Annotated in this window: 13 protein-coding genes; 4 read left to right on the forward strand and 9 right to left on the reverse strand. The window is 51.3% G+C overall.

What is annotated here, in order from left to right; all coding sequences use genetic code 11:
- The first annotated feature begins 147 nt into the window (after positions 1–147).
- Positions 148–2,598 (forward strand): bifunctional aspartate kinase/homoserine dehydrogenase I, encoded by a 2,451-nt coding sequence (gene thrA / locus FJM74_RS04465; RefSeq protein ID WP_187261366.1) that lies wholly within the window; start codon positions 148–150, stop codon positions 2,596–2,598.
- A 227-nt stretch (positions 2,599–2,825) separates the two neighbouring features.
- On the opposite strand, the gene FJM74_RS04470 is transcribed toward thrA, so the two are convergent.
- The 4 genes from FJM74_RS04470 to FJM74_RS04485 all read right to left on the reverse strand — a co-directional run bounded on the left by FJM74_RS04470 (position 2,826) and on the right by FJM74_RS04485 (position 7,071).
- Positions 2,826–3,539 (reverse strand): T9SS type A sorting domain-containing protein, encoded by a 714-nt coding sequence (locus FJM74_RS04470; RefSeq protein ID WP_187261367.1) that lies wholly within the window; start codon positions 3,537–3,539, stop codon positions 2,826–2,828.
- A 251-nt stretch (positions 3,540–3,790) separates the two neighbouring features.
- Complete coding sequence (locus tag FJM74_RS04475; protein WP_187261368.1) at positions 3,791–4,675, reverse strand: T9SS type A sorting domain-containing protein; 885 nt, start codon at positions 4,673–4,675, stop codon at positions 3,791–3,793.
- 490 nt (positions 4,676–5,165) lie between these two features.
- Positions 5,166–6,053 carry a prephenate dehydrogenase gene (locus tag FJM74_RS04480; RefSeq protein ID WP_187261369.1) on the reverse strand — a complete coding sequence of 296 codons (888 nt, stop codon included), beginning with the start codon at positions 6,051–6,053 and terminating at the stop codon, positions 5,166–5,168.
- Between the two features lie 403 nt (positions 6,054–6,456).
- Positions 6,457–7,071, reverse strand: coding sequence for a DUF3347 domain-containing protein (locus FJM74_RS04485; protein WP_187261370.1), 615 nt, complete (start codon positions 7,069–7,071; stop codon positions 6,457–6,459).
- A gap of 781 nt (positions 7,072–7,852) precedes the next feature.
- Here FJM74_RS04485 and FJM74_RS04490 point away from each other — a divergent pair.
- A complete protein-coding gene (locus tag FJM74_RS04490) occupies positions 7,853–10,819 on the forward strand; it encodes a PAS domain S-box protein (protein WP_187261371.1) in 2,967 nt (988 codons plus the stop codon).
- A gap of 179 nt (positions 10,820–10,998) precedes the next feature.
- Here the strand turns inward: FJM74_RS04490 and FJM74_RS04495 are convergent, their stop codons facing one another.
- Positions 10,999–13,575, reverse strand: a complete 2,577-nt coding sequence (locus FJM74_RS04495; protein ID WP_187261372.1) for a phosphoenolpyruvate carboxylase — start codon at positions 13,573–13,575, stop codon at positions 10,999–11,001.
- A 435-nt stretch (positions 13,576–14,010) separates the two neighbouring features.
- Between FJM74_RS04495 and yiaK the strand changes: the two genes are divergently transcribed.
- Entirely contained in the window at positions 14,011–14,997 is a 987-nt protein-coding gene (gene yiaK / locus FJM74_RS04500; RefSeq protein ID WP_241738946.1) for a 3-dehydro-L-gulonate 2-dehydrogenase, read from the forward strand.
- A 176-nt stretch (positions 14,998–15,173) separates the two neighbouring features.
- Here yiaK and FJM74_RS04505 read toward each other — a convergent pair whose 3' ends face one another.
- Positions 15,174–16,610, reverse strand: a complete 1,437-nt coding sequence (locus tag FJM74_RS04505; protein ID WP_394353895.1) for a M48 family metalloprotease — start codon at positions 16,608–16,610, stop codon at positions 15,174–15,176.
- Positions 16,611–17,376: 766 nt separating this feature from the next.
- Between FJM74_RS04505 and FJM74_RS04510 the strand changes: the two genes are divergently transcribed.
- Entirely contained in the window at positions 17,377–20,406 is a 3,030-nt protein-coding gene (locus FJM74_RS04510) for a PA14 domain-containing protein (protein WP_187261374.1), read from the forward strand.
- A 376-nt stretch (positions 20,407–20,782) separates the two neighbouring features.
- On the opposite strand, the gene FJM74_RS04515 is transcribed toward FJM74_RS04510, so the two are convergent.
- Genes FJM74_RS04515 through nuoL form a run of 3 tightly spaced genes read right to left on the reverse strand, consistent with a single transcriptional unit; the run spans position 20,783 to position 25,690 of the window.
- Positions 20,783–22,243: an NADH-quinone oxidoreductase subunit N gene (locus FJM74_RS04515; protein ID WP_187261375.1), complete on the reverse strand. Its 1,461-nt coding sequence runs from the start codon at positions 22,241–22,243 to the stop codon at positions 20,783–20,785.
- Positions 22,230–23,807, reverse strand: coding sequence for an NADH-quinone oxidoreductase subunit M (nuoM, locus tag FJM74_RS04520; protein WP_187261376.1), 1,578 nt, complete (start codon positions 23,805–23,807; stop codon positions 22,230–22,232). The genes FJM74_RS04515 and nuoM overlap by 14 nt, the downstream gene beginning before the upstream one ends.
- Positions 23,804–25,690 carry an NADH-quinone oxidoreductase subunit L gene (gene nuoL, locus FJM74_RS04525; RefSeq protein WP_187261377.1) on the reverse strand — a complete coding sequence of 629 codons (1,887 nt, stop codon included), beginning with the start codon at positions 25,688–25,690 and terminating at the stop codon, positions 23,804–23,806. The genes nuoM and nuoL overlap by 4 nt, the downstream gene beginning before the upstream one ends.
- Between the last annotated feature and the right edge of the window lie 2 nt (positions 25,691–25,692).

Here is a 25,692-nt window from a genome sequence, read left to right on the forward strand (position 1 = left end):
AGCAACAGGAACAACCATTATCATCTCTATAATCAACACCATCATTGGTACAATGCATGGGGAAGGAGATTATTTGGTTTAGAGTTAGAACAATAACCAGTAAGCGCCTTCCCTGAACAGGAAGGCGTTTTTTTTATCATAAACTATATGAAGGTATTAAAATTCGGAGGCACTTCAGTAGGATCATCTGAAGGTATCTTAAACTTACTCAGCATCATCAGACAAGAAGCCCAGTCAGGAACGAAGCCTGTGGTGGTGCTCTCGGCTATGAGCGGGATCACGAATTTATTGCTGAAAATGACCCAGGATGCCGCCGCAGGAGAGGACTTCGAAGCGTCTATGGAGAAACTGGAGGCAAAGCACACCGCTATTGTGGAGCAGATGCTGCCCAGCCAGCTGCAGGAGCCTGTACAGGCGCAGCTGCAGTCGTATTTCAGCGAGATACAGCAACTGCTCAACGCTATCCGCAGCCTGAAGGAGTGCACCCCCAAAACACATGACCTGGTGATCAGCTACGGCGAGAAATGCTCCACCCTGCTTATCAGCAAAATCGCCTCGCAGTTTTTTCCGGAGGCCCTGTTTGTGGAATCGTCGGAGCTTATCAAGACCGACAGCAATTTCGGCAACGCCCGGGTAGATACGGAAATGACAGACCAGTTGGTAAACGCCTTTTACAACAGCCATAAAGACAAACTGCTGTTTATAACCGGCTTTGTGGCCAGCGACATGCAGCGGCAAATCACTACCCTCGGCCGGGGAGGCAGCGATTATACGGCCGCCATTATCGGAGCCGCCCTGAACGCCGCCGAAATCCAGATCTGGACAGGCGTGAACGGCATGATGACCGCCGACCCCAAATGGGTGAAAAAGGCCTTTACCCTGACCGACCTCTCGTATAACGAGGCCATGGAAATGTCGTTTTTCGGGGCGAAGGTGATTTACCCGCCCACCATGATTCCGGCTTTCCTCAAGAAAATTCCGATCATCATTAAAAATACGCTGAAGCCCGACATTGCGGGCACCGTAATCAGCCATTCGGGTGGAGAGTCCGACCTGCCGATCAAAGGTATTTCGTCTATCAACAAGATCAGCGTTATTAACCTGCAGGGCAGCGGCATGGTAGGCCGGGCCGGTTTCAGCGGAAAGTTGTTTTCGCTGCTGGCGCACGAGCAGATCAGCGTCATCATGATCACGCAAAGTTCCTCGGAGCACAGCATTACTTTTGCCATTAAACCCGAAGACGCCGAACGAGCCAAAAAACTGATAGAACGTGAGTTTGAATTGGAACTGAAGGCCGAGAAACTGGAAAAACCGGAGATCGAAGAAGGCCTGTCGGTGCTGGCGATAGTGGGGGAGAACATGAAGCAGACGCCTGGCATTTCGGGCAAGCTGTTCTCTGCCCTCGGCCGAAACGGGGTGAACGTGCGGGCCATTGCACAGGGTTCTTCGGAACATAATATTTCGGTGATCATATCGCAGCAGGACCTGGCAAAGGCGCTGAATGCTGTGCACGATGCCTTCTTTACTGACCTCAAGAAAACACTGAATGTATTCTGCCTCGGTACCGGCAACATCGGTAAAACACTGTTCCGCCAGCTGCTCGACCACAGCGAATTTTTGCAGAAGCACAATGGCATACAGGTAAAAGTGATCGGCGTGTCGAACAGTCGCAAAATGCTGTTCGATCTGGACGGTATTCCGCTGGATAGCTGGCAGCAGCAGCTGGATGAGCAGGGGAAACCGGCTGACCTGGGCTTGTTTATCTCTGAGATGAAATCGCTGAACCTGCCAAACTGTGTGTTCGTGGATAATACCGCCAGCCCGAAACCGATCACGTATTACGAAGAGATTTTCAGCTCCAATGTATCAATTGTAACCTCGAATAAGATCGGTAATTCATCGTCTTACAGCCAGTACCGCTTGTTCAAAGACACGGCACACACGCATGGCGTCGACTTTTTCTACGAAACAAACGTGGGCGCCGGGTTGCCGATTGTGCGCACGCTCCAGGACCTGATGATGAGTGGCGACCGCGTGCTGAAGATAGAGGCGGTACTGTCGGGCACGATCTCCTTCATCTTTAACCATTTTAAGGGCGATGTTACGTTCCACGATGTGGTGAAGATGGCGCAGGAGAAAGGCTACACCGAACCAGATCCGCGCGATGACCTGAACGGAACCGACTTTATGCGCAAAATGCTGATTCTGGCCCGTGATGCAGGCTACCCGTTGGAAGCTGGCGATGTGCAGATCGAGAACATTTTGCCGGAGTCGTGCATGCACGCGCAGTCGGTGCCGGAGTTTTATGAGGAGCTGCAGAAAGCCGACGATTATTTCAACAGGCTGAAGGAGCAGGCCGAGGAGAGTGGCCGCGCGCTGCGCTTTATCGGTAAGTTAGAAGACGGAAAAGTAGAGATCACCCTGCAGATGGTAGACGAAAGCCACCCGTTCTTTGTACTCTCCGGCAGCGACAACATCATCTCCTTCACCACCGAGCGTTACAAAGACCGACCACTGGTTGTGAAAGGCCCCGGCGCAGGTGCCGAGGTAACAGCTGCCGGTGTATTCGCTGATATCGTGAATGTGGGAACGCACTAAACTGCTGAACGGTTTAAGCTCTTAATGGCTTCTGCCGTAAGTATAAGAAAGCAGCCCCGGCATCTACTTCAGATGGCGGGGCTGCTTGTTTTTGAAGAGGTAAGCTGTAATAGGTAAAGCAAAGTCTGATAAGCGAAATTATGTTTAATAGAGAGGCAACGGTTGGCACATAAAGCAAGCGAGGCGTAGCCGAAGCTTGCTTTATGTGGCGTGTTAGACATTGGTGTTTATGTCTTTATGAATTTATACACCTTCTGGCTCTCCCCATAAGTAGCAGACACTACATATATTCCTCTTGGATATTCAGCAAGGGCATACTCTATCATAAAAGAATCGGCGTTTTTCAGATGGCTGCGGTGTAGCAGCCTTTGTCCAGTAACATTATATATTTCAATCTCCACCATTCCTCTGGATTTGTCATTCATGCTAATGGTAAGATTCGATTCGGAAACTGGGCTGCTAATATCTACTTTGTCTAAGAACTTTTCCGAATGCGGCTGTAAAATGACCGTTTTTAGTTCTGAGTTGTCGTAGCCTCCCTTAGTAAGGTAGAATTGAAAAACAGTGTCCTGCTTCTGGAGAATTATAGGCTCGCTTGTTCCCAACTTAGCTGCTAAGTTATTTACTGAGTAGTAAATATTAGGGTTTGAAACTCCCGAGATAACAGTAACTACATTAGGAAGGGTATCGGCTGTGATAAAGTAGATGGAATCCGAAAGGGCAATTTCACTTGTATCATTAATTGCTACTTTGATGTCAGGAAGCCTCGGTTTTGCCTCATCTTGGCAGCTAAAGCAAAAAGCAAGTAAAATCAGCAATACAGCTCTCATTATTTCCCTGTTTCCTTTAAATTCACTTTTGCCCAAAGGTATTATTACAGCCGAAGCATAGCAAGGGTTTTGGCTGTGCTGGGTTAGGGTAATTCCAACGAATTCTTTCATTCCTGCACGTGCTTCGGAAAAATTCTTTTTTCTTCCTCCTGCACTGTCTGCGCGTCTATTTCTTTTGCAGGGACTGCGTGGAAATTGCTTTTAGTTCAGGAATGACCACACGACAACTTTTTCTGCTGTTTCGACACCAACGCTGCAGTGATAGCACTATGGCGGCTGTAGGGTTGTGTCAACCCGGCTAAATTTTTGCAGATAATTGCGGCTTCTGATAAACAGGATTAAGCTACTGTCTATTACAGTTGCTATAGGGATCTTTTCACTATTCTTCTTATGGTTTTCTCTCCCGATTCAAAAAAGATGGTGGCAATATAAAACCCGTTCTCCAAGCCGTCCAATTTAACTGCATTGGTTGTAGCTGTGCGCATAAGCTTTCCGGTTAGATCGGAAACTTCAACTCTGGCAATCGGCTGGTCCGCCTCAACCGAGAACAAGTCATGTACCGGGTTCGGAAATACCTCCACCTTTGAGGTCGGTTGTTCCTGGACCGAGGTCACCAATAACTTGTCATCACAGGCCAGGTCCAGGAATTTGATGGATAGCTGCGCATCTGAATAGCACCTGAGCGGTCCTTCTGCCTCCGGGATGATCCTTTCCCGCGGCACATACCAGTCAAGGCCTCCAATCCTGTCCATAAAGTATCCGCCGTCATTCATAAACGTGAATCTATCCAGAGGTCTGGTTTTGTATTTTTTAAGGGTCGCCCCGTTCACGACAACGTTTTCCACCTGCTCTATCACCAGCCTGTAAGTGGTATCCTTGGTTAAAACTGAGGGCTCAGGCACGTCCAGTGTCAAAACATCACCCTGGGCGGCATTGAAGATGTAGAGTGAAAGGAACCTCTTTCTTTCAGAACTGTACATGAACACCGTGTCCGACTTTTCATATACAAATATAGGCGGTAGGGATTCTACAGACCCGTTATCCCTATAGTAGGTCTGCGTGATCTTATGGCTCGATTTGCCAAGAATAACAGTGTCTGCAACACTCTGTAAATGAATATATTCTGAATGCATATCTCTACCATGTGCGCTGTAATACCACTGGGAGCCAAGTGATCCAAAGCCCTGCCCAAATGAGAAAGAGCTGAGAACTATGTAAAACGCAGCAAGTGAAATAATTCTTCTCATAATTATTGATTTTCCACCTTAACTATGGTATAAACGGAATAGCGAATATACAATATAGAACTTAAAGAATAAAGAAACCATCTATAAGTTTCTGCTCCCTTCAAAATACCAAAACCGGCACCCCCTCCAGCTGCCTGGAAACGGGGTTTCGCTTATAACTACTCTTATGTTCAGCAGCGACTCTATCCTGGTAAATTACCTCTTTGATACTAAATAGAACTTCGAATTGCAAAGGCCATTGTGCTGTTTAAGAAACGAAACAATCACAAAACTATCTGAAGAAGTGGGGGAGCTTGGCTCAAACAGCCTTCTGAGTAGCTGCTAATAATTTATCGGCAAACAATTTTTTGCGATAGCAGGACAGTGGCTGGGAGTTATACTTTCCGCTCATACCGCCTGCAGGCAGGGCGGCTGCAACAGCAGACCCGCCCTATGCCTTCCAGAGCCTAAAAAGCCTCCGGAGGGACAAAATCATTAGAATAATTTCTACTTAAGACTTTTCTGCAGCCGCCGCCTCTGCCGCCTGCGTAATGCCATCGAGCACGGGGCGTATTTTGTTGGCCTGCTGCATCATCTCATACATTTTTTCCTGATCGTTGTTCTGGAGGTATTGCTGGAAACGCTGCAGGTAAAAGATGTATTCGCCAAGGGCGTGGCTCAGGAAGTGTGCATTCTGCTCAAAAATAGGAGCCCACATATCCGGGGAGCTTTTGGCAAGGCGTACGGTAGAGGCGAAACCACTGCCAGCCAGGGTGAAAATGTTTTTTTCATCTTTCTCCACATCCAGCACCGTAAGGCCCAGCAGGAAAGAACTCACGTGTGAGAGGTGCGAAATATAGGCCACATGCTTGTCGTGCTCCTCGGGCTGCATAAAGATGGTGTTCAGGCCCACGGTCTCGAAGATTTGCAGGGCTTTGGCAATGGCTTCCTCAGAAGACTTTTCGCGCTCACAGATGATGTTCATCTTACCCTGGTACAGTCCTTCCAGCGCTGCTTCAGGCCCGGAGTTCTCAGTACCGGCAATCGGGTGCGCTGCCACAAACTGCTGCCTGTTGGGGTGGTGCTCCACTGCTTGGCATAGCTGGCCTTTGGTAGAACCGAGGTCTATGACAATCGCCTGAGTCGGAATGATGTTCAGGATGGTGGGCAGCAACTGTCGGATGGCGGTAACCGGAATAGCCAGAAAAATAACATCAGCTGCAGCTACGGCATCTTTAAGCGGTAAAACAGAGTCTACCAGCTTCAGCTCGAGCGCCCTGGCGGCATTGGCCGGGTTTCGCTCCACGCCTATAAACGTGAGCGAAGGATCGGCATTTCGCAGGTCTTTTGCCATCGAGCCGCCTATCAGGCCTAATCCTACTATGGTAACTACTTTCATACAATTAAAAATAAATACGGCAGGGCTTCCCTTTGCTGCTACCAACTATCCGCTGCTTTCAATAATAAAGCAAAATAATTGCCTGCCTTAAAATTAAATCAGAAAGCAAAAGAACGGAAATTAATGGGAATATTCTAGCCAGCCCCTGGGCTTGCCGACTTATTTTACTCCTGATGCGTTACCGCCAAATCAAAAAAAGGGCAGTGGCTATAACAGAAAAAGCAGGAGGCAGCTTTTACACTGCGCCCCTGCTTTAAGGAAGTCTGGCTTCAGGTAGATAACCCGGGAGGCAGATGAAGCCTGCCGCAACAGAGGCCGGCAATTATTGGAATGAAAACCGCCCTCAGGAGCTGCTGCTGCTGTTGCTGCTGCTGAGGGAAGTTTCCTCTAACTGCCTCTGCTCTTATTGTTTATAAATTTCTTCGTTGGTGCCGCACTTCAGCATGCTCTTGCCATAATACGGGTTGCGGATCTCTTTTTCGGAGCTGAGCCAGTACGCGCCCTTGTCGTTAAAGGCCATGGGGCAGTGCTGGTAGTAAAGGTCGGCGTTAGCGGCACCGAATGCTTTTGTCAGCGCGAAGGTGGCTTCTGAAAGCTGCTCCAGTTCGTTGCGTTGGGCAGCCAGGTCAGCAGCTTTCGCCATGGCAGCTGAGCTCTCCTTAATTTTATCCCGTTGCTCCTCCGCAAACTGCTTCTGATCTTCCTGCAGTGTCGCCACCGGCATGGAGTCAGCCAGTTTTTCTATTTCGGAGGCTGCACTCTGGGCTGTTTTAGCGTCTTCGGCCACCAGGGCGTCTTTCACCTTCAGGTATTCATCCAGCAGTGCCGAAACCTGTGTTTTAAAAGGATCTGCCACCGACGAGAAAGAAGGGGTTTCTACCACTACCTTGCCTGTTGCTGTTTCTGTGTCTGTATCGGAAGCGTGTTCATGGGTGTGTGCTGTTTCCGTTTTATTGTCGGAGCAGGCACTGAAGGTAAATATTGCCAGAGCAGCTGCGTATACGATCGTCTTCTTCATATCTTAAAATTGAACTTTTTTGAATGTATAGATTGGGATTCAGATGAATCCGGTAATGTAGTAAAGCCGCAAAGTTAGGAATAAGTGCCTAATAGGGAAATAATAAATACCCTGCATTTTTCAGATAAGACGTTGTGCACCTATCCCGCCATACCTGCTGCCTCCAGCAACGAAGGGTAATCCAACTGATTTGGTTAAATCTATTGTGTTTCAATTGGTTGATTTATAGTGTTTTATGTTTTGTGGCTACAAACATAATCAATTGCTTTAAGGCCAGGTCCGCCTGATTTATAAAAGAACTCAGCACATGTCTTCTGACCTGTGTTATCAATATAATTTGTGTATTAAAATTGTATGAAAGTGTACAATTGTTTTATATATTACATTTACATATTTATTAGTAACAATAACGGCCTGCTACGCTGTTTTTTTCAGTTCTTAAGTGTGATTTCAGGTAAGCTGCTAACGGAGGGCCTGGCACCTGCTTAAAGTTACATGCTTGCCGGGCTAACAACACCCGCTCTCAAAAACTATCCGACTCTTTGCTTCCGCCCCGGCAGGGGGTACCGGCACAGAAGGAAGATTCAGGTTTTGTCTATTTAACCAAGCCTGTTAAAATCCATTCACATTAGGATTGCACATCAGCCATCTGATCAGGAATCCGAGTTACCTACGCTATATAATCCAAACAATCGGGCTCGCTGCTTTAATAGAATATCTGCCGGTGGTGGAGAAAACTTTTCATGCGCGCCCAGTTTGTCCACTTGAAAGCTTCCTGATAATGAAACTTGATAAGATACAGCATACCATCTTTTTTGTCTTCCTGGTAACCTTTATGGTTACTACCTTTTTTGCAGCCAAAACTTTTCTGGAGCTAAAACGGGCCTATCTGCGGGCAGATAATGAAGTGGTGACCCTCCGGGTTTTAAAGTCGGTAGGCCAGCTGAACAACAACCTGCACGAAATAAATGAGCGCTACCATACGTACCTGCTTACCGGCAACAGAGAGCACCTCGATGCCTATACCCAGGCTTTAACCCAATATTCCTTCCATCTGGAGCAACTGCAGGATGTCAGCCTGGCAGATCGCCAGGGAAGGTACTGGCTTCAGCAGTTTATCAGATCGGCCGAAGCCTACGAGAGCTTGCTGAAGCAAAACCTGCCCGTAACTTCTGCTGCCAGTGTGGCCAGGCCTGACTCTCTCTGGCTGGAACAGAAAGCACAACTGCTGGAGGAGGCCAGTAATTTTGTACGGCTTATCGAAGAGCAGGAGCGGCAAAATTTCGACGCAAACGACCAGGAGCGCAAGCAGGAAACGCAGGAGGCGCTGCAGGTGCTCATCTTTTTTGCAGCGGGCATGTTCGTTTTTTTCGTGTTCAACTTTTTGCTGATCAGGAAAACCCTGGCCGACCGGAAGAAAAACGGGCAGGCGCTGGAGGAGAACCAGCAGCTTTTCTCGTCTCTTTTTTATCAGAGCCCGGTCATGATGACGCTGATGGATGCCGTAACCGGCCAAATAGTGGACGTAAATGAAGCGGCCCTCCAATTTTTTAACAACCGCAAAGAGGATGTAATTGGCAAGGTGCCGGAGGAGCTTCCCATTTCGCTGGACCCGGAGGATCAGCAGGAGATGAGCAGATGCCTGGAACAGCATGCAAGGGTAAAAGATTTCGAGATTAAGATGATGATGGCCAACGGGGATGAGAAATACATGAGCTACAGCATCGATAAAATAAACCTGAGAGGCAAATCTTACCTGCTGCTGGCCTATACCGATGTAACAGATAAAATACTGTCGCAGCAGAAGCTCATGGAGAGCGAAAAGCTGTTTTCGACCCTGTTCTATAAAAGTCCGGTCAATTTTTATATCAGCGAAACGGCTACCGGCATTTTGGTCGATGTAAATGAGAATTTCCTGAGTTTCTTCGATCTCAGCAAAGAAGAAGTGCTCGGCAAAACAACAGCGGAGCTTCAGATATGGGACGACGAAACAGCGCAAAGCCTCCTGACGGCTAACCTGCAGCGAGCCGGGGAAGCCAATATGGAACTTCTGGTGAGAAAGAAAAATTGTGAACTGCGTTACATTTTGCTGCATGGGGAGCAGCTGCAGCTAAAAGGTAAGGCTTGCATGGTAGGCGCCTTTGTAGATATTACCGAGTCGAAGCGGGCTGAAGCCACGATAAAAAGGCTGAATGCCTCCCTCGAACAGAAAGTGCAGGAGCGGACGAAGGAGATATCAGACTACAAATATGCCCTCGACCAGTCGGCTATCGTGGCGATCACCGACCAGTCTGGCGACATTCGCCACGTAAACAATAACTTTTGCCGGATCTCCGGTTACAGCCGGGCAGAACTGATCGGGCGGGAGCACCGGGTAATTGACCTGGCCACGCACACCCAGGGGCTGCTTTACGAGATGGAGCAGGCTATGCGCCTCGGAAAGATATGGAAAGGAGAGGTGAAGAACATGGCCAAAAACGGATCCTCCTACTGGACCGACACCACCATAGTGCCCTTTCTGGATGAGCAGCAGCAGCCCTACCAGTTCCTGTCTATCCAGTGGGACATCTCGGATAAAAAGAAAGGGGAGACCGCCCTGCTGCAGGCCATGCATGACCTGGAACTGAGTGCGAACCGGCTAAAAGAAGCGCAGGCCCTGGCGCACATGGGTAGCTGGGATTATAACTTCGGTACAGGCGAATATAGCTGGTCAGACGAAACTTTCCGGATACTGGGAACCTCCCCCCAGGAGACGGCGCCCTCTCCGGAAGCTTTTATAGCCATGGTCCACCCGGACGATCTGCCGTATGTGCAGGAACTAACTGACCAGCTTTCGCAGTACCTGACCGACTCTTCTTTTATCTGCCGGATTATCCGGAAAGATGGGGTGGAGCGGCACCTGTCTGTCGAATACGAGGTAGTGCTGGACGAGCAGCAGAACGTGGTCCGGTGGAATGGCATCTTTCAGGACCTGACGGAGCAGATTCTGGCTCAGAAAGAAAAAGACAAGATGACGGCAGACCTTACGGAGCGCAACAAGGACCTGCAGCAGTTCAACTACATTATCTCGCACAACCTCCGGGCTCCTGTTGTGAACATATTAGGCCTCACCAACCTTATAAACAATCTGGCACCAGGCAGCCAGCAGTTTTTAGATTGCCTGAGCGGTATCCGTGTTTCAGTGCTGCGGCTCGACGAGGTAATCAAGGACCTGAACAGCATTCTGCAGGTACGGCAGGAAATAAACGAGGCCAAAGAATATGTGTGCCTGGCAGAGCTGGTACACGATGTGGAGGCGATCCTGAGTAACAGGATTCAGCATGAAAAGGCCACGATCCATACTGCCTTTAAGCGGCTGGATAAGATGTATACCCTGAAGAGTTACCTGTACAGTATCTTTTATAACCTTATCTCCAACAGCATAAAATACCGTAAGCCGGATCAGCCCCCGGTGATCACCATCTCAGGCGAGGTGGCTGGAGACAAAGTGCGGCTGGTGTTCCAGGACAATGGCCTGGGCATCGACCTGGCCAAATACGGCGACAAGGTTTTCGGACTGTACAAGCGGTTCCATTTCCATACCGAAGGAAAAGGAATGGGTTTGTTTATGGTAAAAACGCAGGTAGAGATACTGGGTGGCCGCATTAGTGTGGAGAGCGAAGACAACAAGGGCACTACCTTTACGCTGGAGTTTGAGGCAGAGGAAGTGCTGCAGGCTAAGTATGGAGAGCACGCCACATTTTGTTAAAGGGGCAAAACGAAGGCGGGATCTGCTTCAGCCGCTGTGGCTGCTGCAGATCCCGCCTTCGTTTTACTCTGCGGAAGGAATTATGCTAATAAAAAGGGCCCTCCGGACTTGCTGCTCCTGCTGCTGCACCTGCCTTTCCGGGCAGGAGGTGAGCTGGAAGCCCGGTTAATCTTGCTGCCTTATGCTGAGTTACGCTCCGCGTTAATTATGCCGAACGAGCAGCGCATAACCAGTTTTTCGTATTTGGCCTTGCTGGTTGCCTCCAGCTTCTGCTCCTCCATCTCCCTGATTTTGGTGAGGGCGTATTGCTGAATCGTAAGCAGCGGCAACTCAATGCGCTGGCGCATCTGAATAGAAAGCTGGTTTACGGGCTTGTCCTCCATCAGGGCAGTGGTGCCGGCCATGCGTAACAGGCAGTTTCTGGTGCGCTCAAACTCCAGGTAGATCATGTTCCACAACTCCCCGTATTTCGGGTGCTTGGCCAGATAGGCGGTCAGCGGGAAGAAGCACTTGGTCATGGCCATCTCGCAATTGTCCATCAGCGTTTTAAAGAACAGGGAGTGCTTGTACATAGCCTTAATTTCCTCCCACTTGCCTTCCGCCTCCAGTTTCTCTATGGCCGTGCCTACTCCGTAGTAGCCTGGCAGGTTTTGCTTCAGCTGGCTCCAGGAGCCAACGTATGGCACCGCCCGCAAGTCGTTGAGGTTCATTTTGCCAGGTTTGCGTTTAGATGGCCTGCTGCCGATGTTGGCCTCAGCATAATAACGTAGCGGGCTGGCATACATCAGGTACTCCAGAAAGTTCGGGTGGTTCTTCAGGGTGCTGTATGTCTCAAAACTCTCCTCAGAGAGGCGCATCAGCAGCTCTTCTTCGCCCTTGGTAAGGGTGGTCTCTTTTGTATGGAAAAGGGCATTGCTGATTCCGGCGTGCATCAGCTGCTCTATGTTGTACTGCGCCGCATCCGGGGTGCCAAAATTAGAGCTGATGGTCTGCCCTTGTATCGTCAGCTGAATCTCTTTGTTGGAGATATTTTGCCCCATAGAAGCATAAAACTGGTGCGTTCTGCCGCCTCCTCTGGCCGGAGGACCTCCACGGCCGTCGAAGAACACTACCTGCACATCGTACTGCTGCGACAGGAAGCTGAGTTCTTCCTTGGCCTTGTAGATACTCCAGTTCGCCATCAGGTAGCCACCGTCTTTGGTGCCGTCGGAGAAGCCGAGCATAATGGTTTGTATGTTGTTTCTTCTTTTCAGGTGCTGGCTGTAGGTTTTGTCCTCATACAGGGCCTTCATCACGCTGCCGGCATGCTTCAGGTCGTCTATGGTTTCAAAAAGCGGCACGATGTCCACCGTCAGTTCTTCCGGTTTCCAGCCGCTCAGCATAAACAGGCCATACACCTCCATCACATCGAGTGGCTTGGTGCTGTGGCTGATAATGTAGCGGTGGCAGCCATATTCGCCGTTATGCTCCTGTATGCTTTTAATGGCCTCCATCGATGCGATAGTGTCGCTGTAGAGGTCGTTTTCGAGTGTGGAGGCGGCTACCGTAGCGTTTATCTGCTGCAGGGCTTCTAATTTTTCAGCATCCGTCAGGTCGTCGTAGTTGTCCGGAAGCGCAGCGGTGGTCTCGGCTATGGCTTTCAGTACTTCTGAGTGTATGCTGCTATCCTGCCTGATGTCGAGAGAGGCAAAGAACAGCCCGAACAGCTCCACCTTATGAATCAGGGTGTCTACCATGTTCAGGAACAGGCTGTTGTGTTCATTCACCAGCTTCTCGCGTATGTATTGCAGCGTATGCAGTACCTCCTCCCTGGTCAGGTCGAGGTTATAGCCTGGCACGAACAGGTTGTTGTAAAGCCTTTCTTCCAGCGATACCAGCACATTAGACACCCCCTTAAAAGTCAGGCGGCGCTTAAGGCGGCGCACATCCTGGTAATAAGATTTTATAACGGCTCCGCGCAGGGCGTCGGCCACCTTCAGGGTAATGGGGGCGTTTACAAAGGGGTTGCCATCGCGGTCGCCACCAGGCCAGAAGCCCAGGTGTATCAGCGGGCTTTTACGGTTTATCTCGCCCGAAAACTGGCCGTAGAGGTCCGTCATGATCTTGCCTGCCGACTGGTAAAATACGTTCTCCAGAAACCAGATCAGGTTCATGGCTTCGTCGTAAGGCGTCGGTTTTTCGTTTTTGAAGAAAGGCGTTTTCCCCAACTGGCGCAGGTAACTGTTTACCTGCGAGGTATTGTCGTTGAGAAGTGCCTTGGAGAGATCGTTGATGATGCCCAGTACTTCGCTGGGGTAAAACTGTGTGGGGTGGGCGGTGAGTACCAGCCGCACCGAAAAGTCCTTCAGCTTTTCAGCCAGCTTTTCCTGCGAATTAGTATGCAGCACCTCCGATTGCAGGTGTTTCAGCGTTCCGATCCCGTTCATGTCATGAATGTCGCGGTAAGCGGCATCTTCCAGGGCGTCGAACAGCACTACCTGGCGCTCGGCATACTGCACAAAGCGGAACAGCAGATCCAGCACTTCCTGCTCGGTGCCGTAGGTGGTATACTGTTTCACAAAGGAGTTAATGACATCGCTGGGGCTTTGTTCTTTACTAAAGCCCTCTTCGCAGTGAATCAGGAAAACGGAAAGTAAAACACCGGTTTTCTCAACCCTGTGGAAAGGCAGAGCTGTAAACAGGCTGTTGTAGAGCTGAAATTTAAGACCTACCTGCTTGTTGTAGATTTGTAAGGTGGTATTGGCAGAAGAATCCATAAATTGATATTTTTTGCAATAATAGCCTTTTTTTAAGCACTTGATACAAAAAAATGTATATTGTTTTCAAATTTTCATAAGATTTTGCCTGAAGTAGTGCTTTTTTGTTCTGTATATAAAGTAAAATGTGATTATTCTGCTGCACTTGCTGTGCTGTTGGATAAGACCAGGCAACATGCTGCAGACGCCCAGCCTGAAAACAACTGCTGGAGCCGGTAATTATTTGAATGGATAAGGCCCTCCGAAGCATTTAAAGACTGCTGCTGCTCCTGCTGATCCGGGAAGTTTGATAGGCCAGAATCAACGGGTAAAGAATCTGGCAGGTGTTGCGCATCTGGTGTGGTCTGTAGCTGCCTGTACTGTAAAGTTAACATGGCCGAGGGAGGAACCGTTTTATAGCTTTTATTTACTTAATCTTTCATGCTGATATTGTAAATGATGAGAATAACTTTTGGCCAGATGAAGGCCCAGTTCGAAAATGTATTGCTGAAAGCCGGCTTTGAAGTGGAGCGGGCAGCACTCTGTGCCCGTATTTTTGCAGAGAACAGCCGAGATGGCGTTTACTCTCACGGCCTTAACCGGTTTCCGGTGTTTGTGCAGATGGTAAAGGATGGCTATGTCCGGCCTCAGGCGGAGCCGGCTTGCCTGGAGCAGACCGGAGCCATAGAGCGCTGGGATGGCCAACGGGCACCAGGCATGTATACCGCCACCCTGGCCATGGACCGGGCCATTGCCCTGGCCAAAAAACATGGCCTGGGCGCTGTAGCAGTACGAAATACCAATCACTGGATGCGGGGCGGCACCTATGGCTGGCAGGCTGTGGCAGCCGGCTGTGTAGGCATATGCGCCACCAACACTATTGCCAACATGCCTCCCTGGGGAGGAACAGCGCCACGGCTTGGTAACAACCCGCTGGTAATTGCCGTTCCGCGGCAGGAAGGGCCGCTGGTGCTGGACATGGCCATGACGCAGTTCTCTTTTGGCAAATTGCAGGAGTACGAGCTTAAGGGAAACAGTCTTCATGTAAGCGGTGGTTACAACAGCCACGGCGAACTGACCACAGATCCGGCTGCTATCCGCGAAAGTGGGCGGGCGGTGCCCATCGGGTTCTGGAAAGGGTCGGGCTTGTCGCTGATGATCGATGTGCTGGTGGCGTCGCTAAGTGGTGGGCGTACGGTGTCTCAGGTCACTGCCGAAGGGACAGAGGCCGGTGTGTCGCAGTTCTTTTTGTGCATCAAGGCAGAAAATCTGGACCCGGCCATTAGTGATGAGATTATCCGGTTTGCCAAAAGCAGCCCTGTGGGAGCAGCAGGTGAAGAAATACGCTACCCTGGCGAAAGCACCCTGGCCACCCGCCTTCGGAACGAGCAGGAGGGGATACCAGTAAATGAGGAAATCTGGCAGCAGGTGCTGGCGTTGTAGTGGGTTAGGCAAAAAAAAGGTACGGAATCAGAATGCCGTACCTTTTTTAATATTGAATCGCTTGCAAACGGAGTACTCCTCCAATTTGATTTTCAGGAAGGCTTAAGGCTTGTAAAACTACCAGAAAGAGAATCTGCCAACATTTCTAATCTGGCAAAGCAGTATGTTTTTTGCTGCTACTGCTCCACCACCTTAATCAACATCCCTTTTTCCACCCTGTCTGTCAGCAGCATGCCGTTTAGCACGGCCAGTTCCTCCAGTTTGCTGTCCTGCACCTTAAAAGAACGAAGCGCCTGGGCGAGTGTGGTAGCTTGTGGCACCGTTTTAATCCTCACTCTATCCGGTTTCCTGTTCAGCTTTTCCTGGTCTGTCAGCTGCTTAAAATTTTGCATGGTGCTGGAGAAGATGGGAGCATAGCTGTTAAAGTCAGCCGCTGAGGTCACGCCCAGAATGTTGTAGATATTGCCGCCATATTGAATCAGGTAAGAAAGCACCCTGATTACACCCTGTTCCTGCTTCTGATCAGCTATCATGGCCAGGGCGGGCAGCCCATTAACAGTGACCTGCTTCGATTCTACCAACTGGAGCTGGTACTGCTTCAGCAGTTGCTGACCTGCCTCTTCCAGGGTTTTGCCAGGGGCCAGGGTTAGCATCATCATGGCTTTGCCATCCTGGGGAGCCATTTGTACCTGCTGCGGAGAGTTGAGGTGTGCCCAGGCTGTTGGTATCGGGAACTGGAATTTCAGGACTGGGTGGTAAAAGACCTGGTTCTCTACAAAACCCTGTTTCGGATCTTCCCCATACACCATGCCATCGATCATCTTTAGGTAGCTGTTGCGGTTTACCTGCAGGTTCGTCAGGTTTTGCTTTTGCTGCCACTCGGAAGCCAGCTGTTTAACGGTGGTATAGCGGTCGCCCGGGTCGGGGTGGGTAGACATGAAATTTGGAATAGCCTGGCCATTCTCCCCCTGCTTGCGTTGCAGAGTCGTGAAAAAGTCGGCCATTTCTTTGGCGTCGTAACCTATTTTAGTGGAGTATTCTACGCCCAGCCGGTCCGATTCCCGCTCATCGTCGCGCCCGAACTTCAGGAACAGCAAGCCTAAGCCCTGTGAGGCCATCTCGCCCATCTCCGCTATCTGCGGAGATATGACCATGCCGGCTATAAGGCCCACCTGTGCCAGAATAGATTTGCTTTGCTGCTGGGCTGAATGGCGGGCCGTGATATGCCCGATTTCATGGCCCAGGACACCTGCAAACTGCGCCTCGTTGTTGAAGTGCGCCATAATGCCCCTTGTAAAATAAACATACCCGCCAGGCACAGCAAACGCATTAATCACAGGGGAGTCTACAATTTTAAACTCGTACTTCAGGTGGTCACGGTGAGAGACTGCGGCCATCTGCTGGCCCTTCTCGTTGATAAACCGCTGCAGGGCAGGGTCCTCGTACAGGCCAAACTGCGCTACAATCTGCGGATCTGTTTCCTGACCCATGGCAATTTCCTGGCTTTCAGACATAAACATAACATCCCGTTTACCTGTTACCGGGTTTGTGGCGCAGGAGCTCAGTAGCAGCATGTTTCCGGCCAGCACGCCGGCCAGTATATATTTTTTCATCATTTTATTAAGCATTACGGTGAAACAAACTAATAACAGCCAAGGCTGCTACATCTGAGCAACGGTACCCGCCTAAAATGGTTGTTATAGCTGCCGGAGTAGCCATTTTATGCCTCACGGCACACACCGTTGGTCCGGGCGTTTCGCCACGAAAGCGGCCTTTAAACAGCTTAGGAACTGTACAGGCATTACCTGGAAGGGGAAATCCTCTGCCCAGTTTTTTAGGGCAGCCTGCTTAGCCGTTGCACTTATTATTGGCTGTAGTAAGGTGAGCAGAAGCCATGTTGAAAATACTTTAACTAAGTAAAATTATACTTTAACAAATATTATGAGCCTTGTCGGTAACTTATTTTTTAAAACATACATATATAAAAATAGCATGAATAATTATGAATTATTGGAAAACCACTGCAGCGATGCTTCTTTCACGGATAAGGAGCTTGCCAGGTTTTAACAATTAATCCGGCGGGATCCCTTTGCTACCGCTCCTTAGTACCGGCTATCTCGGCTACGGCACTCTTTGCAGAAACGATATGTGTATGGTTTTATCAGGTCGCCTGATGAAGCCTATCAACTGCTTTCCGGCCAATTGTGGCTAATGCAGCCTAAAGAGCCCTTGGTCGGTTTGAAGCAGCAGGGTTCATGAACTCTGGAGGGGTATTTTCATTAGAATAATTGCTCGAAGCCTGACAGAGACTATTATCAACCACCATTGGTTCTCTGGCCATGGGCCTGGTGTGTTCGTGCATCTAAGTAAACCTATTATATGAAACAAACTTACTGTGTTTTAGCAGCGATTGTCCTCTGGTTAGGGTGGTCTCTGCCACTTTTTGCCCAGTCAGAACAGGCCATGCTGCTGGGAACGGTTTCTGAAGTAAAGGCTGCTTTCGGGGCAAAGGCATCACAGGCCAACGCCAGGAGACGGTCTGCTGCAAACCATCAGATCACGCACTACCTGCCTGGCCAGGCCCCGCTCGTGGTCACTGTTCAGTCGATTAAGCAAGAGGGGGAGGCAGAAACCTATTTTGGCGAAGTAAGTGCCATCCCAAACAGTAAGTTTCATCTGAGGTTCGTGGGCGATGTGGCGGCCGGCTCTATTCTGATACCAGATCAAAAAAGACTGTTCCGCTATTTTTCCACAAAACAACGGCTCGTTTATCTGCAGGAAGAAGACATAGACTCCGTGCTCTGTATAGGGTATCAGCAGGCTCCCGACACGCCGGGGCCTCCTCCAGAAGAAGGCGGGCAGGAAGTACCGTCGCTTCCGGAACTGGAAAGCCTGCCGGAGGCCGGAGCAGTCGTATTTCTGGATTTCGATGGGCACACGGTAACCAACACGCTCTGGAATTACAGCTTCACGAACGGAGAGCCCATAGAGGCTGCTCCGGCCAACTTGTCTGTAGAGGAGATGCTGGTGACCTGGAACATTATGAGCGAGGATTTCCGGCCTCTCGGGCTTAATGTCACCACCAGCGAGGCTGTTTTTAACAGGGCAGCGGCAGATCGGAGAATGAGAGTTATTTTTTCGCCCACTAATTATTTTTTCCCTGGTTGGGGAGGAGTTGCCTATATCGGTTCGTTTGCCTGGGGCAGCTCCTTTTATGGCGAAACACCGTGCTGGGTCTGGAACTCCTATATTGGGAAGTATGCGGGTGAGGCAGGCTCGCATGAGGTGGGGCATACCCTGAGTTTGCAGCACGATGGCCTGGCACATCCCGACACGGAATATTATAATGGGCATGAGAACTGGGCACCTATTATGGGGACGGGGTATTATGTGCCGTTGGTGCAATGGAGCAGGGGCGACTACCCTAATGCCAATAACTTTGAGGATGACCTGGAGATAATGGCCGCCTTCCATGGGCTTGGCTTCAGGGCCGACGATCATGGCAACACCCCGCAACGGGCGACACCACTTGCCGTGGACGAAGCCGGAGCTGTTTCGGCAACCTTAAATAAGGGAATTATAACCACCCGCCACGATGTGGATGTCTTCTCTTTTACCACAAATGGCAGCACCGTGTCCCTGTCGGCAGCGCCGCACCCCGATCAGCCCAACCTGGATGTGCTGCTGACCCTGAAAGATGCCGCCAGTAACATCGTAGCCAGGGCAGACAATGCTGGCATGTCGGCTCACCTGGAAAGGATGCTGCCTGCCGGCACGTACTACCTGCACGTAGAAGGTACCAGAGGAAACATGGGGGCTCCATCTGATTATTCTTCCTTAGGGCTCTACACGCTTTCCGGCACCTTAAATGATACCACCACCCCGATTATAACTATTACCTCCCCGAAAAATGGCGACATCTTTACAGCCCCTGCCACCATCGAAATCACCACCTCCCATTTAGCATCCTACCCCAATTTAGTTATGGTGGAGTTTCGGGTCAATGGCGAGGATCTGGCCCTGGATAGAACGGCGCCTTTCTCTTGTACCTGGAGCGGGGTGAGGGAAGGTACTTACGATATTTCAGCTTTGGCCATAGACCCCAGAAAGGGTGTAGTGGACATTTCGTCAGTTACGGTTCATGTGCGGCCGGGCCCGGCCTCCGGAAGCATAACGCAGGAGCGCTGGACAAACGTGCATGGAGCGCGCATCTCTGACATCCCGCTAAACACAAAACCCTCTAACACCAGCGAATTAGGATCATTTGAGGCTCCGGCAAATATCGGCGACAATTACGGGCAACGCATTCGTGGCTTTGTGCAGGCACCGGAAACAGGAGAGTACACCTTCTGGATAGCAGCCGACGACGTGGCAGAGCTATGGCTGAGCACCTCAGAAGACCCAGCCGCCAGGCAGAAGATTGCCGGGGTGGCCCGATGGACCTACCCCAGGGAGTGGACAAAATATGAGGCACAGGAGTCGGCCCCAGTGATGCTGGAGGCGGGCAAGCGGTACTACATCGAGGCGCTGCACAAGGAGCAGGGCGGCGGCGATAACCTGGCAGTGGGGTGGCAATTGCCAGACGGCCAAATGGAGCGCCCCATAGGAGGCAACAGGCTGATGCCATACGACGGCACCGGCACCATCTCGCATGCTTTCTGGGCAGGTGTTTACGGCAGCAGTATATCCAATATTCCACTGGATAAGGAGCCCACCCGTCAGAGCGAGTTGCAATTGTTCGAAACTCCGGCTAACACAGGCAATAATTATGGGCAGCGGGTAAGGGGATATGTGCGGGCACCGGAAACAGGTTCTTATACCTTCTGGATCGCGGCCGACGATGTGGCGGAGCTGTGGCTGAGCAACTCCGAAGATCCAGCCCAGAAGCAGAAGATTGCCGGGGTGGCCCGATGGACCTACCCCAGGGAGTGGACAAAATATGAGGCACAGCAGTCGGTTGCCATACGGCTGGAGGCAGGTAAGCGCTATTACATCGAGGCGCTGCACAAGGAGCAGGGCGGCAGCGATAACCTGGCCGTGGGGTGGCAGCTGCCTGGCGGCGAGATGGAGCGGCCGATTGGTGGCAGCAGATTGATGCCTTACGATTTCTCATCTGCAGTTGAACCACTTGTGGCTATCACTCATGTTCTTGATCTGGAGGCTGATATATTTACCGTTTCCCCCAATCCGGTGGTTTCGGGAGGAGTACTGCAGGTGGCACTGGAGGAAAGTTATGGTGAAGTCCTCATCACGGTTTACAACCTGAGTACCGGCAAAGCCATTCTGACAAGGGAGTTCCAGGACGGGCAGCAGCTGCAGTTAAGGCTTCCGGACATAGCCAGGGGGCTATATGGCATTAAAGTGGTGGCAGCAGACAAGTCCTGGACAAGCAAGGTGGTAGTGCAGTAAGGGCTCTTGCCTGCCATGCCGGCTGCTCCCTGTTAAGGAAAATCCTCCTTATGCCGACCCTCAAAAACAGTCAGCATAAGGAGGATTTTCTTTTGCCTGGAATTAGATAATCACCAATTATTCGAATAAAAATGCCCCTCCAGAGGTTCTGCCGTTGGTGCCCTTTAGAAAGGACACCAACGGCAGAACTTTTTTCTGATAGTTAAGAGTTATGGTGATCATTACCTGCGCTGTTCATTTATTTCCGAATCTTATCATCTTCAAATCAGCAAATCAACAATTCAGCAATTAACCAACCATCGACCAACAATTATTCTAATGAAAAAGCCCCTCCGGAGGTTCTGCTGCGGCCAGGCAGGCTCCCCCAGCCACCCGTTCACCTAAAAGCTACGGTACTATAAGAATCCAGCACCGTAGCAATAAGATTCAGGAGGGCAGTGGGGTAAATGCCAATGCCAACCAACAAAAGCGCTAAAATGGTGAGCGTTCCCATACTGGCTACATAAATGGCAGGGCGTAGTCTGGCGGTAGCCTCCGTAGCAGCATCAGGTTGCTGGAACATGACGGCAATAATTTTGATGTAATAGTAGAGGCCGATCACACTGTTGATGATCAGCGTTACCACCAGCAGCCAAAGCCCTGTGTTTACGCCAGCCGCCAGAATGTAAAACTTACCCACAAAACCGCCGGTAAGCGGGATGCCGGCCAGCGAGAGCAGCATGGCGGTGAAGATGGTGGCCGTCCAGGGTCTGCGCCAGAGCAGGCCTTTGTAATCGCTGAGCAACTCGGCGTCGCGCACCTTGTCGGAGAGCATGGCCACTATGCCAAAGGCTCCCACGGTGGTAATAAAGTAAGCCACCAAGTAGAACGTTATGGCCTGCACCCCCATCTCATTACCGGCCAGGAAAGCCACCAGCAAATACCCCATGTGCGCGATAGAGGAATAGGCAAGTATTCGTTTCACGTTTCGCTGCATAAGCGCCAGCAGGTTACCAACAAACATAGAGGCCACGGCAATAATCGTAAAAATGAGCACCAGGGCAGGGTAGCGGAAACCATCTACCTCCATAAAAAAGCGGATCAGCAGCCCCAGCATGCCGCCCTTGGAGACCGTGGCAATAAAAGCGGTAACCGGTGCAGGTGCCCCTTCATACACATCCGGTGTCCACATATGGAAGGGAACCACGCCCAGCTTAAAGCCAACACCCACGATCATCATGCCGAAGCCGGTCAGCATGAGGAGTGAAAGTCCGCCAGCGGAAGCTATGGCCGTGGCGATGGCAGCAAACTCCATGGTGCCGGCACTGGCGTACACGAGCGCCATGCCAAAGAGCAGAAACGCCGAAGAAAAGGCCGCCAGGATCAGGTACTTGATGCCGCCTTCATCGGATCGTTCTCTTTTGCGGAGGTAAGCAATGAGGGCATACAGGGCCACACTCAGAATCTCCAGACCGAGAAAGAGAGAGGCAAAATGCTTGCTCAACACCAGTACGCAGGCCCCGAGCGTAGATAGGATCAGCAGGAGGTAATACTCCTCTTTCTGCTCCTCCCGTTGCTCAAAATAGGCATACGAGAGCATACTGATGAGCAGGGCTGTGAGCAGGATAATGCCCATATAAAACACAGCAAACCCATCTATGATAAAGAGCGGGTCGATATGGTGTGGCCCCAGAGTGCGCTGCTCCAGCAAAGAGCCGAATGCTGCCAGCATAGAGAGTGCCGTGATCACATAAATGATTTTGTGATTGCGCCAGACAGATATGACCAGCATGTTGATGATGGCCCCAAAAGTGAGGATCAGCAGGGGCATCAGGTGAAGAAAGTCATTTGAATTCATAAGTTTCTCCCTTCATTTTTTGAAAATAAGTAGAATCTGTAGCTGGCGGGTAAAAGGCTGTTTGAGGCGCTGGCGATGTAACAGCCGGCACAGCTGGTGTGTAGGCCTGCAGTTGCTGCTTTATAGCTGGTTGCGCCAGGTCCAGCACAGGCTGTGGGTAAAGGCCCAGCCACAGCATCAGCACTACCATGGGGGCGGCGATCAGCATTTCGCGGAAGGTTAAGTCCGGCAGCACCTGCTGCTTCAGGTTCCTCTCCAAAAATACTTTTTGCATTATCCGCAGCGAGTAGGCCGTAGCCAGTACCAGCCCGATGGTGGCGAAAACCGTGAGCCAGTTGTTGGCCTGCCAGGCCCCGACAAGCGTCAGAAACTCTGCAATGAAATTTCCTAAACCCGGCAAGCCGAGCGAAGCCATCACGAAGACCAGGGCCATCACACCCATTTTCGGAGCCGTGGTCCAGAAGCCGCCCATCTTGTTCATATCGCGGGTGTGCAGGCGCTCATACAGGAAACCTGCCAGTATAAACAATGCACCTGTGCTGAGGCCGTGTGCGATCATTTGCATTACTACGCCCTGCAGCGCCCATTCGTTAAAGGCAAACACGCCCAATATTACAAAGCCCATATGGCTCACGCTGGTATAGGCCACCAGGCGCTTCAGGTCTGTTTGGGAATAGGCCAGGATGGCGCCATAAAGAATCCCGATCACACCCAGCAGCATGGCCCAGGGAGCAAACTCAACGGTGGCCGTGGGGAAGAGCGGAAGTACGAAGCGCAGCAGGCCGTAAGCCCCGGTTTTCAGGAGTAGCCCGGCCAGAATCACACTGCCAGCCGTAGGCGCCTGCGAGTGGGCATCGGGGAGCCAGGAGTGAAAAGGCACCACCGGCAGCTTTACCAGGAAAGCCGCCAGAAATCCGAACATGAGCCAACGGGCAGCCACAGGTGCCAGTGTCGTATTCAACAGTTCAAAATAGTTGAAGGTATAGGTGCCCGTCTGGTTGCCATGTATAAAGTAAAGGCCCAGGATGGCCAGCAGCATGAGCAGCCCGCTTGCCTGCGTGAACAGGAAGAACTTATACGCCGCGTATCGTTTTTTCTCGTGCCCCCAGATCCCGATCAGGAAGTACATCGGGATGAGCATCACTTCCCAGAAAAAGTAAAACAGGAACAGGTCCATGGCCAGGAAAACACCCGAAATGCCGGCCAATACCCAGAGCAGGTTGAAATGAAAAAAGCCCACTTTGTGCTGGATTTCCCGCCAGGAAATGAGCACCGCCAGCAGGCCCAGGAAGAAGGTGAGCAGGAGCAGGAGCAGGCTCAGCCCGTCCAGGGCAAGGCTAAAGCCAACGCCCCACTGCGGAATCCAGGGCTGCTCCAGCCGTATGAGCCAAGCCGTATCGGTGGGGGAAGCCCCATCGTTTACCCATAGCAGCATGGTCAGCAGCAGCGACGACAGCACCGTAAACAGCGCAATCCAGCGGGGGGCGGAAGGGTGCCACCGCTGCGCAATCCAGGCCAGCAGCCCGCCTGCCAGCAACAGCACGATAAGCCAGAGCAGTATCATAGGAATATGGTTATGGTTAAGATCATGATAGCCCCCACCACAATGCCCATCACGTAGTTGCGCACGAGTCCGGTTTGGGAATCAGAGAACAGGTCATGAAACGCCTCCGCCAACCGGGTAAGGAAGGTGTAAAAGCTGTCGATGACATCGTCTTTGTTCACTTTTGCCAGGAACACGTAGGGCCGTACCAGCAGCGTGTCGTACAACTTGTCGAAGCCCCAGCCGGAATGCCAGAAACGGTGCACTGCCATGGCTGTTTCGGAGCGATGGAGGCTGGCCCGCAAGTCGGGTTTTTTGAGGTAGATGAGGTAGGCGATAAAGATGCCGCTCAGCGACACAACTGCCGCCAGCAGCTGCAGCATCCACTCATACCGGTTAAAGTCGGGTACAACACTTATTGTAGGCAGGATCGGCGACAGGAAATCGGAGAATAGCACCACGTGCCCGAAGTTGTGCGGCAATTCAATAAAACCACCCACCAGCGACAGCACTGCCAGAATAATCAGCGGCAGCTTAATGGCCATAGTTGGCTGATGGCCCACATGGGTTTTGCTCTCGCCATAAAAGGTAAGGAACACCATCCGGAAGGTGTAGATGGAGGTGATGAAGGCACCGAGTAGGCCAGCCAGGTACAGCCAGATATTACCGTTTTCGCCAGCCAGTTGCAGCCACAGGATCTGGTCTTTGCTGTAGAAACCAGCCGACACCAGCGGAACAGCGGCCAGCGAGGCAGCCCCGATCAGAAAGGTCCAGAACACGATCGGCAGCTTTTTCTGGAGGCCACCCATGCGGCGCATGTCCTGCTCGTGGTGCAGCGCCAGGATAATGGCCCCCGCACATAAGAATAGCAGCGCCTTAAAGAAAGCATGTATCATAAAGTGAAACACACCCGCCGACCAGGCACCCACTCCCAGGGCCAGAAACATGTAGCCGATCTGGCTGATGGTAGAGTAGGCGAGCACCCTTTTCAGGTCGTATTGGGTAAGGGCGGCGCAACCAGCCAGCAGCAGCGTAATAGCCCCGATCACAGCCACCGCCATCATGGCCCCAGGAGCCAGTTCAAAAATAACATGCATGCGGGCGATCAGGTACACACCAGCCGTTACCATGGTGGCAGCATGTATCAACGCACTCACAGGCGTAGGTCCGGCCATGGCATCGGGTAGCCAGGTCTGTAGCGGCAGCTGCCCCGATTTACCTACCGCTCCGCCTAGGAGCAGAAAAGCAATAATAACGGCCATCCGAGCATCGGTATCCCAGACCTGCACGGCCTCTGTAGAGATAGTCTGGATGTGCAGCGTGCCGAATGTCTGGAAGAGCATGAAGAGTCCGATGGCCATGGCGGTGTCGCCTACACGTGTGATGATAAAGGCTTTACGGGCGGCGTATCCGTTTGCTTTCTCTTTGTACCAGAACCCGATGAGCAGGTAAGAGCACAGCCCCACCCCTTCCCAGCCGAGGTAGAGCAGCAGCAGGTTGTCGGCCATCACCAGCACCAGCATGGAGCCTACAAACAAATTCATGCAGGCAAAAAAGCGGGCGTAGTCGGGGTCATGGGCCATATACTCGGTGGAGTAGACATGTATGAGAAATCCCACGAAGGTGATGACAAAGATAAAGACCATCGAGAGCGCATCGAGGTGAAAGGCAACGGATGGACTGAAGCCGGCCACGTTAAACCAGTTCCACACCACCTGGTGGTAAAAAGCGGGGCTTTCAGAAAGATACTCGATACCGAGCAGCAGCGTAACAGCCGCCGATATTCCTACACTACCTACGCCGATAGTTGTTACCAGCGCGCGGGGTAGGCGGGAGCCCAGGAGCACCAGCAGGAGAGCGCCAGCAAAGGGCAAAGCAGGTATTAACCAGAGTAGTTCGGCCATAG

Source organism: Pontibacter beigongshangensis (assembly GCF_014332515.1).
GTDB classification, from domain to species: domain Bacteria; phylum Bacteroidota; class Bacteroidia; order Cytophagales; family Hymenobacteraceae; genus Pontibacter; species Pontibacter beigongshangensis.

What these genes read in the sequence shown, in the direction of transcription:
- thrA (WP_187261366.1), top strand. Translation starts at nt 148, where the DNA reads ATGAAGGTATTAAAATTCGGAGGCACTTCAGTAGGATCATCTGAAGGT.
- FJM74_RS04470 (WP_187261367.1), bottom strand. Translation starts at nt 3,539, where the DNA reads ATGAAAGAATTCGTTGGAATTACCCTAACCCAGCACAGCCAAAACCCT.
- FJM74_RS04475 (WP_187261368.1), bottom strand. Translation starts at nt 4,675, where the DNA reads ATGAGAAGAATTATTTCACTTGCTGCGTTTTACATAGTTCTCAGCTCT.
- FJM74_RS04480 (WP_187261369.1), bottom strand. Translation starts at nt 6,053, where the DNA reads ATGAAAGTAGTTACCATAGTAGGATTAGGCCTGATAGGCGGCTCGATG.
- FJM74_RS04485 (WP_187261370.1), bottom strand. Translation starts at nt 7,071, where the DNA reads ATGAAGAAGACGATCGTATACGCAGCTGCTCTGGCAATATTTACCTTC.
- FJM74_RS04490 (WP_187261371.1), top strand. Translation starts at nt 7,853, where the DNA reads ATGAAACTTGATAAGATACAGCATACCATCTTTTTTGTCTTCCTGGTA.
- FJM74_RS04495 (WP_187261372.1), bottom strand. Translation starts at nt 13,575, where the DNA reads ATGGATTCTTCTGCCAATACCACCTTACAAATCTACAACAAGCAGGTA.
- yiaK (WP_241738946.1), top strand. Translation starts at nt 14,011, where the DNA reads ATGATGAGAATAACTTTTGGCCAGATGAAGGCCCAGTTCGAAAATGTA.
- FJM74_RS04505 (WP_394353895.1), bottom strand. Translation starts at nt 16,610, where the DNA reads ATGAAAAAATATATACTGGCCGGCGTGCTGGCCGGAAACATGCTGCTA.
- FJM74_RS04510 (WP_187261374.1), top strand. Translation starts at nt 17,377, where the DNA reads ATGAAACAAACTTACTGTGTTTTAGCAGCGATTGTCCTCTGGTTAGGG.
- FJM74_RS04515 (WP_187261375.1), bottom strand. Translation starts at nt 22,243, where the DNA reads ATGAATTCAAATGACTTTCTTCACCTGATGCCCCTGCTGATCCTCACT.
- nuoM (WP_187261376.1), bottom strand. Translation starts at nt 23,807, where the DNA reads ATGATACTGCTCTGGCTTATCGTGCTGTTGCTGGCAGGCGGGCTGCTG.
- nuoL (WP_187261377.1), bottom strand. Translation starts at nt 25,690, where the DNA reads ATGGCCGAACTACTCTGGTTAATACCTGCTTTGCCCTTTGCTGGCGCT.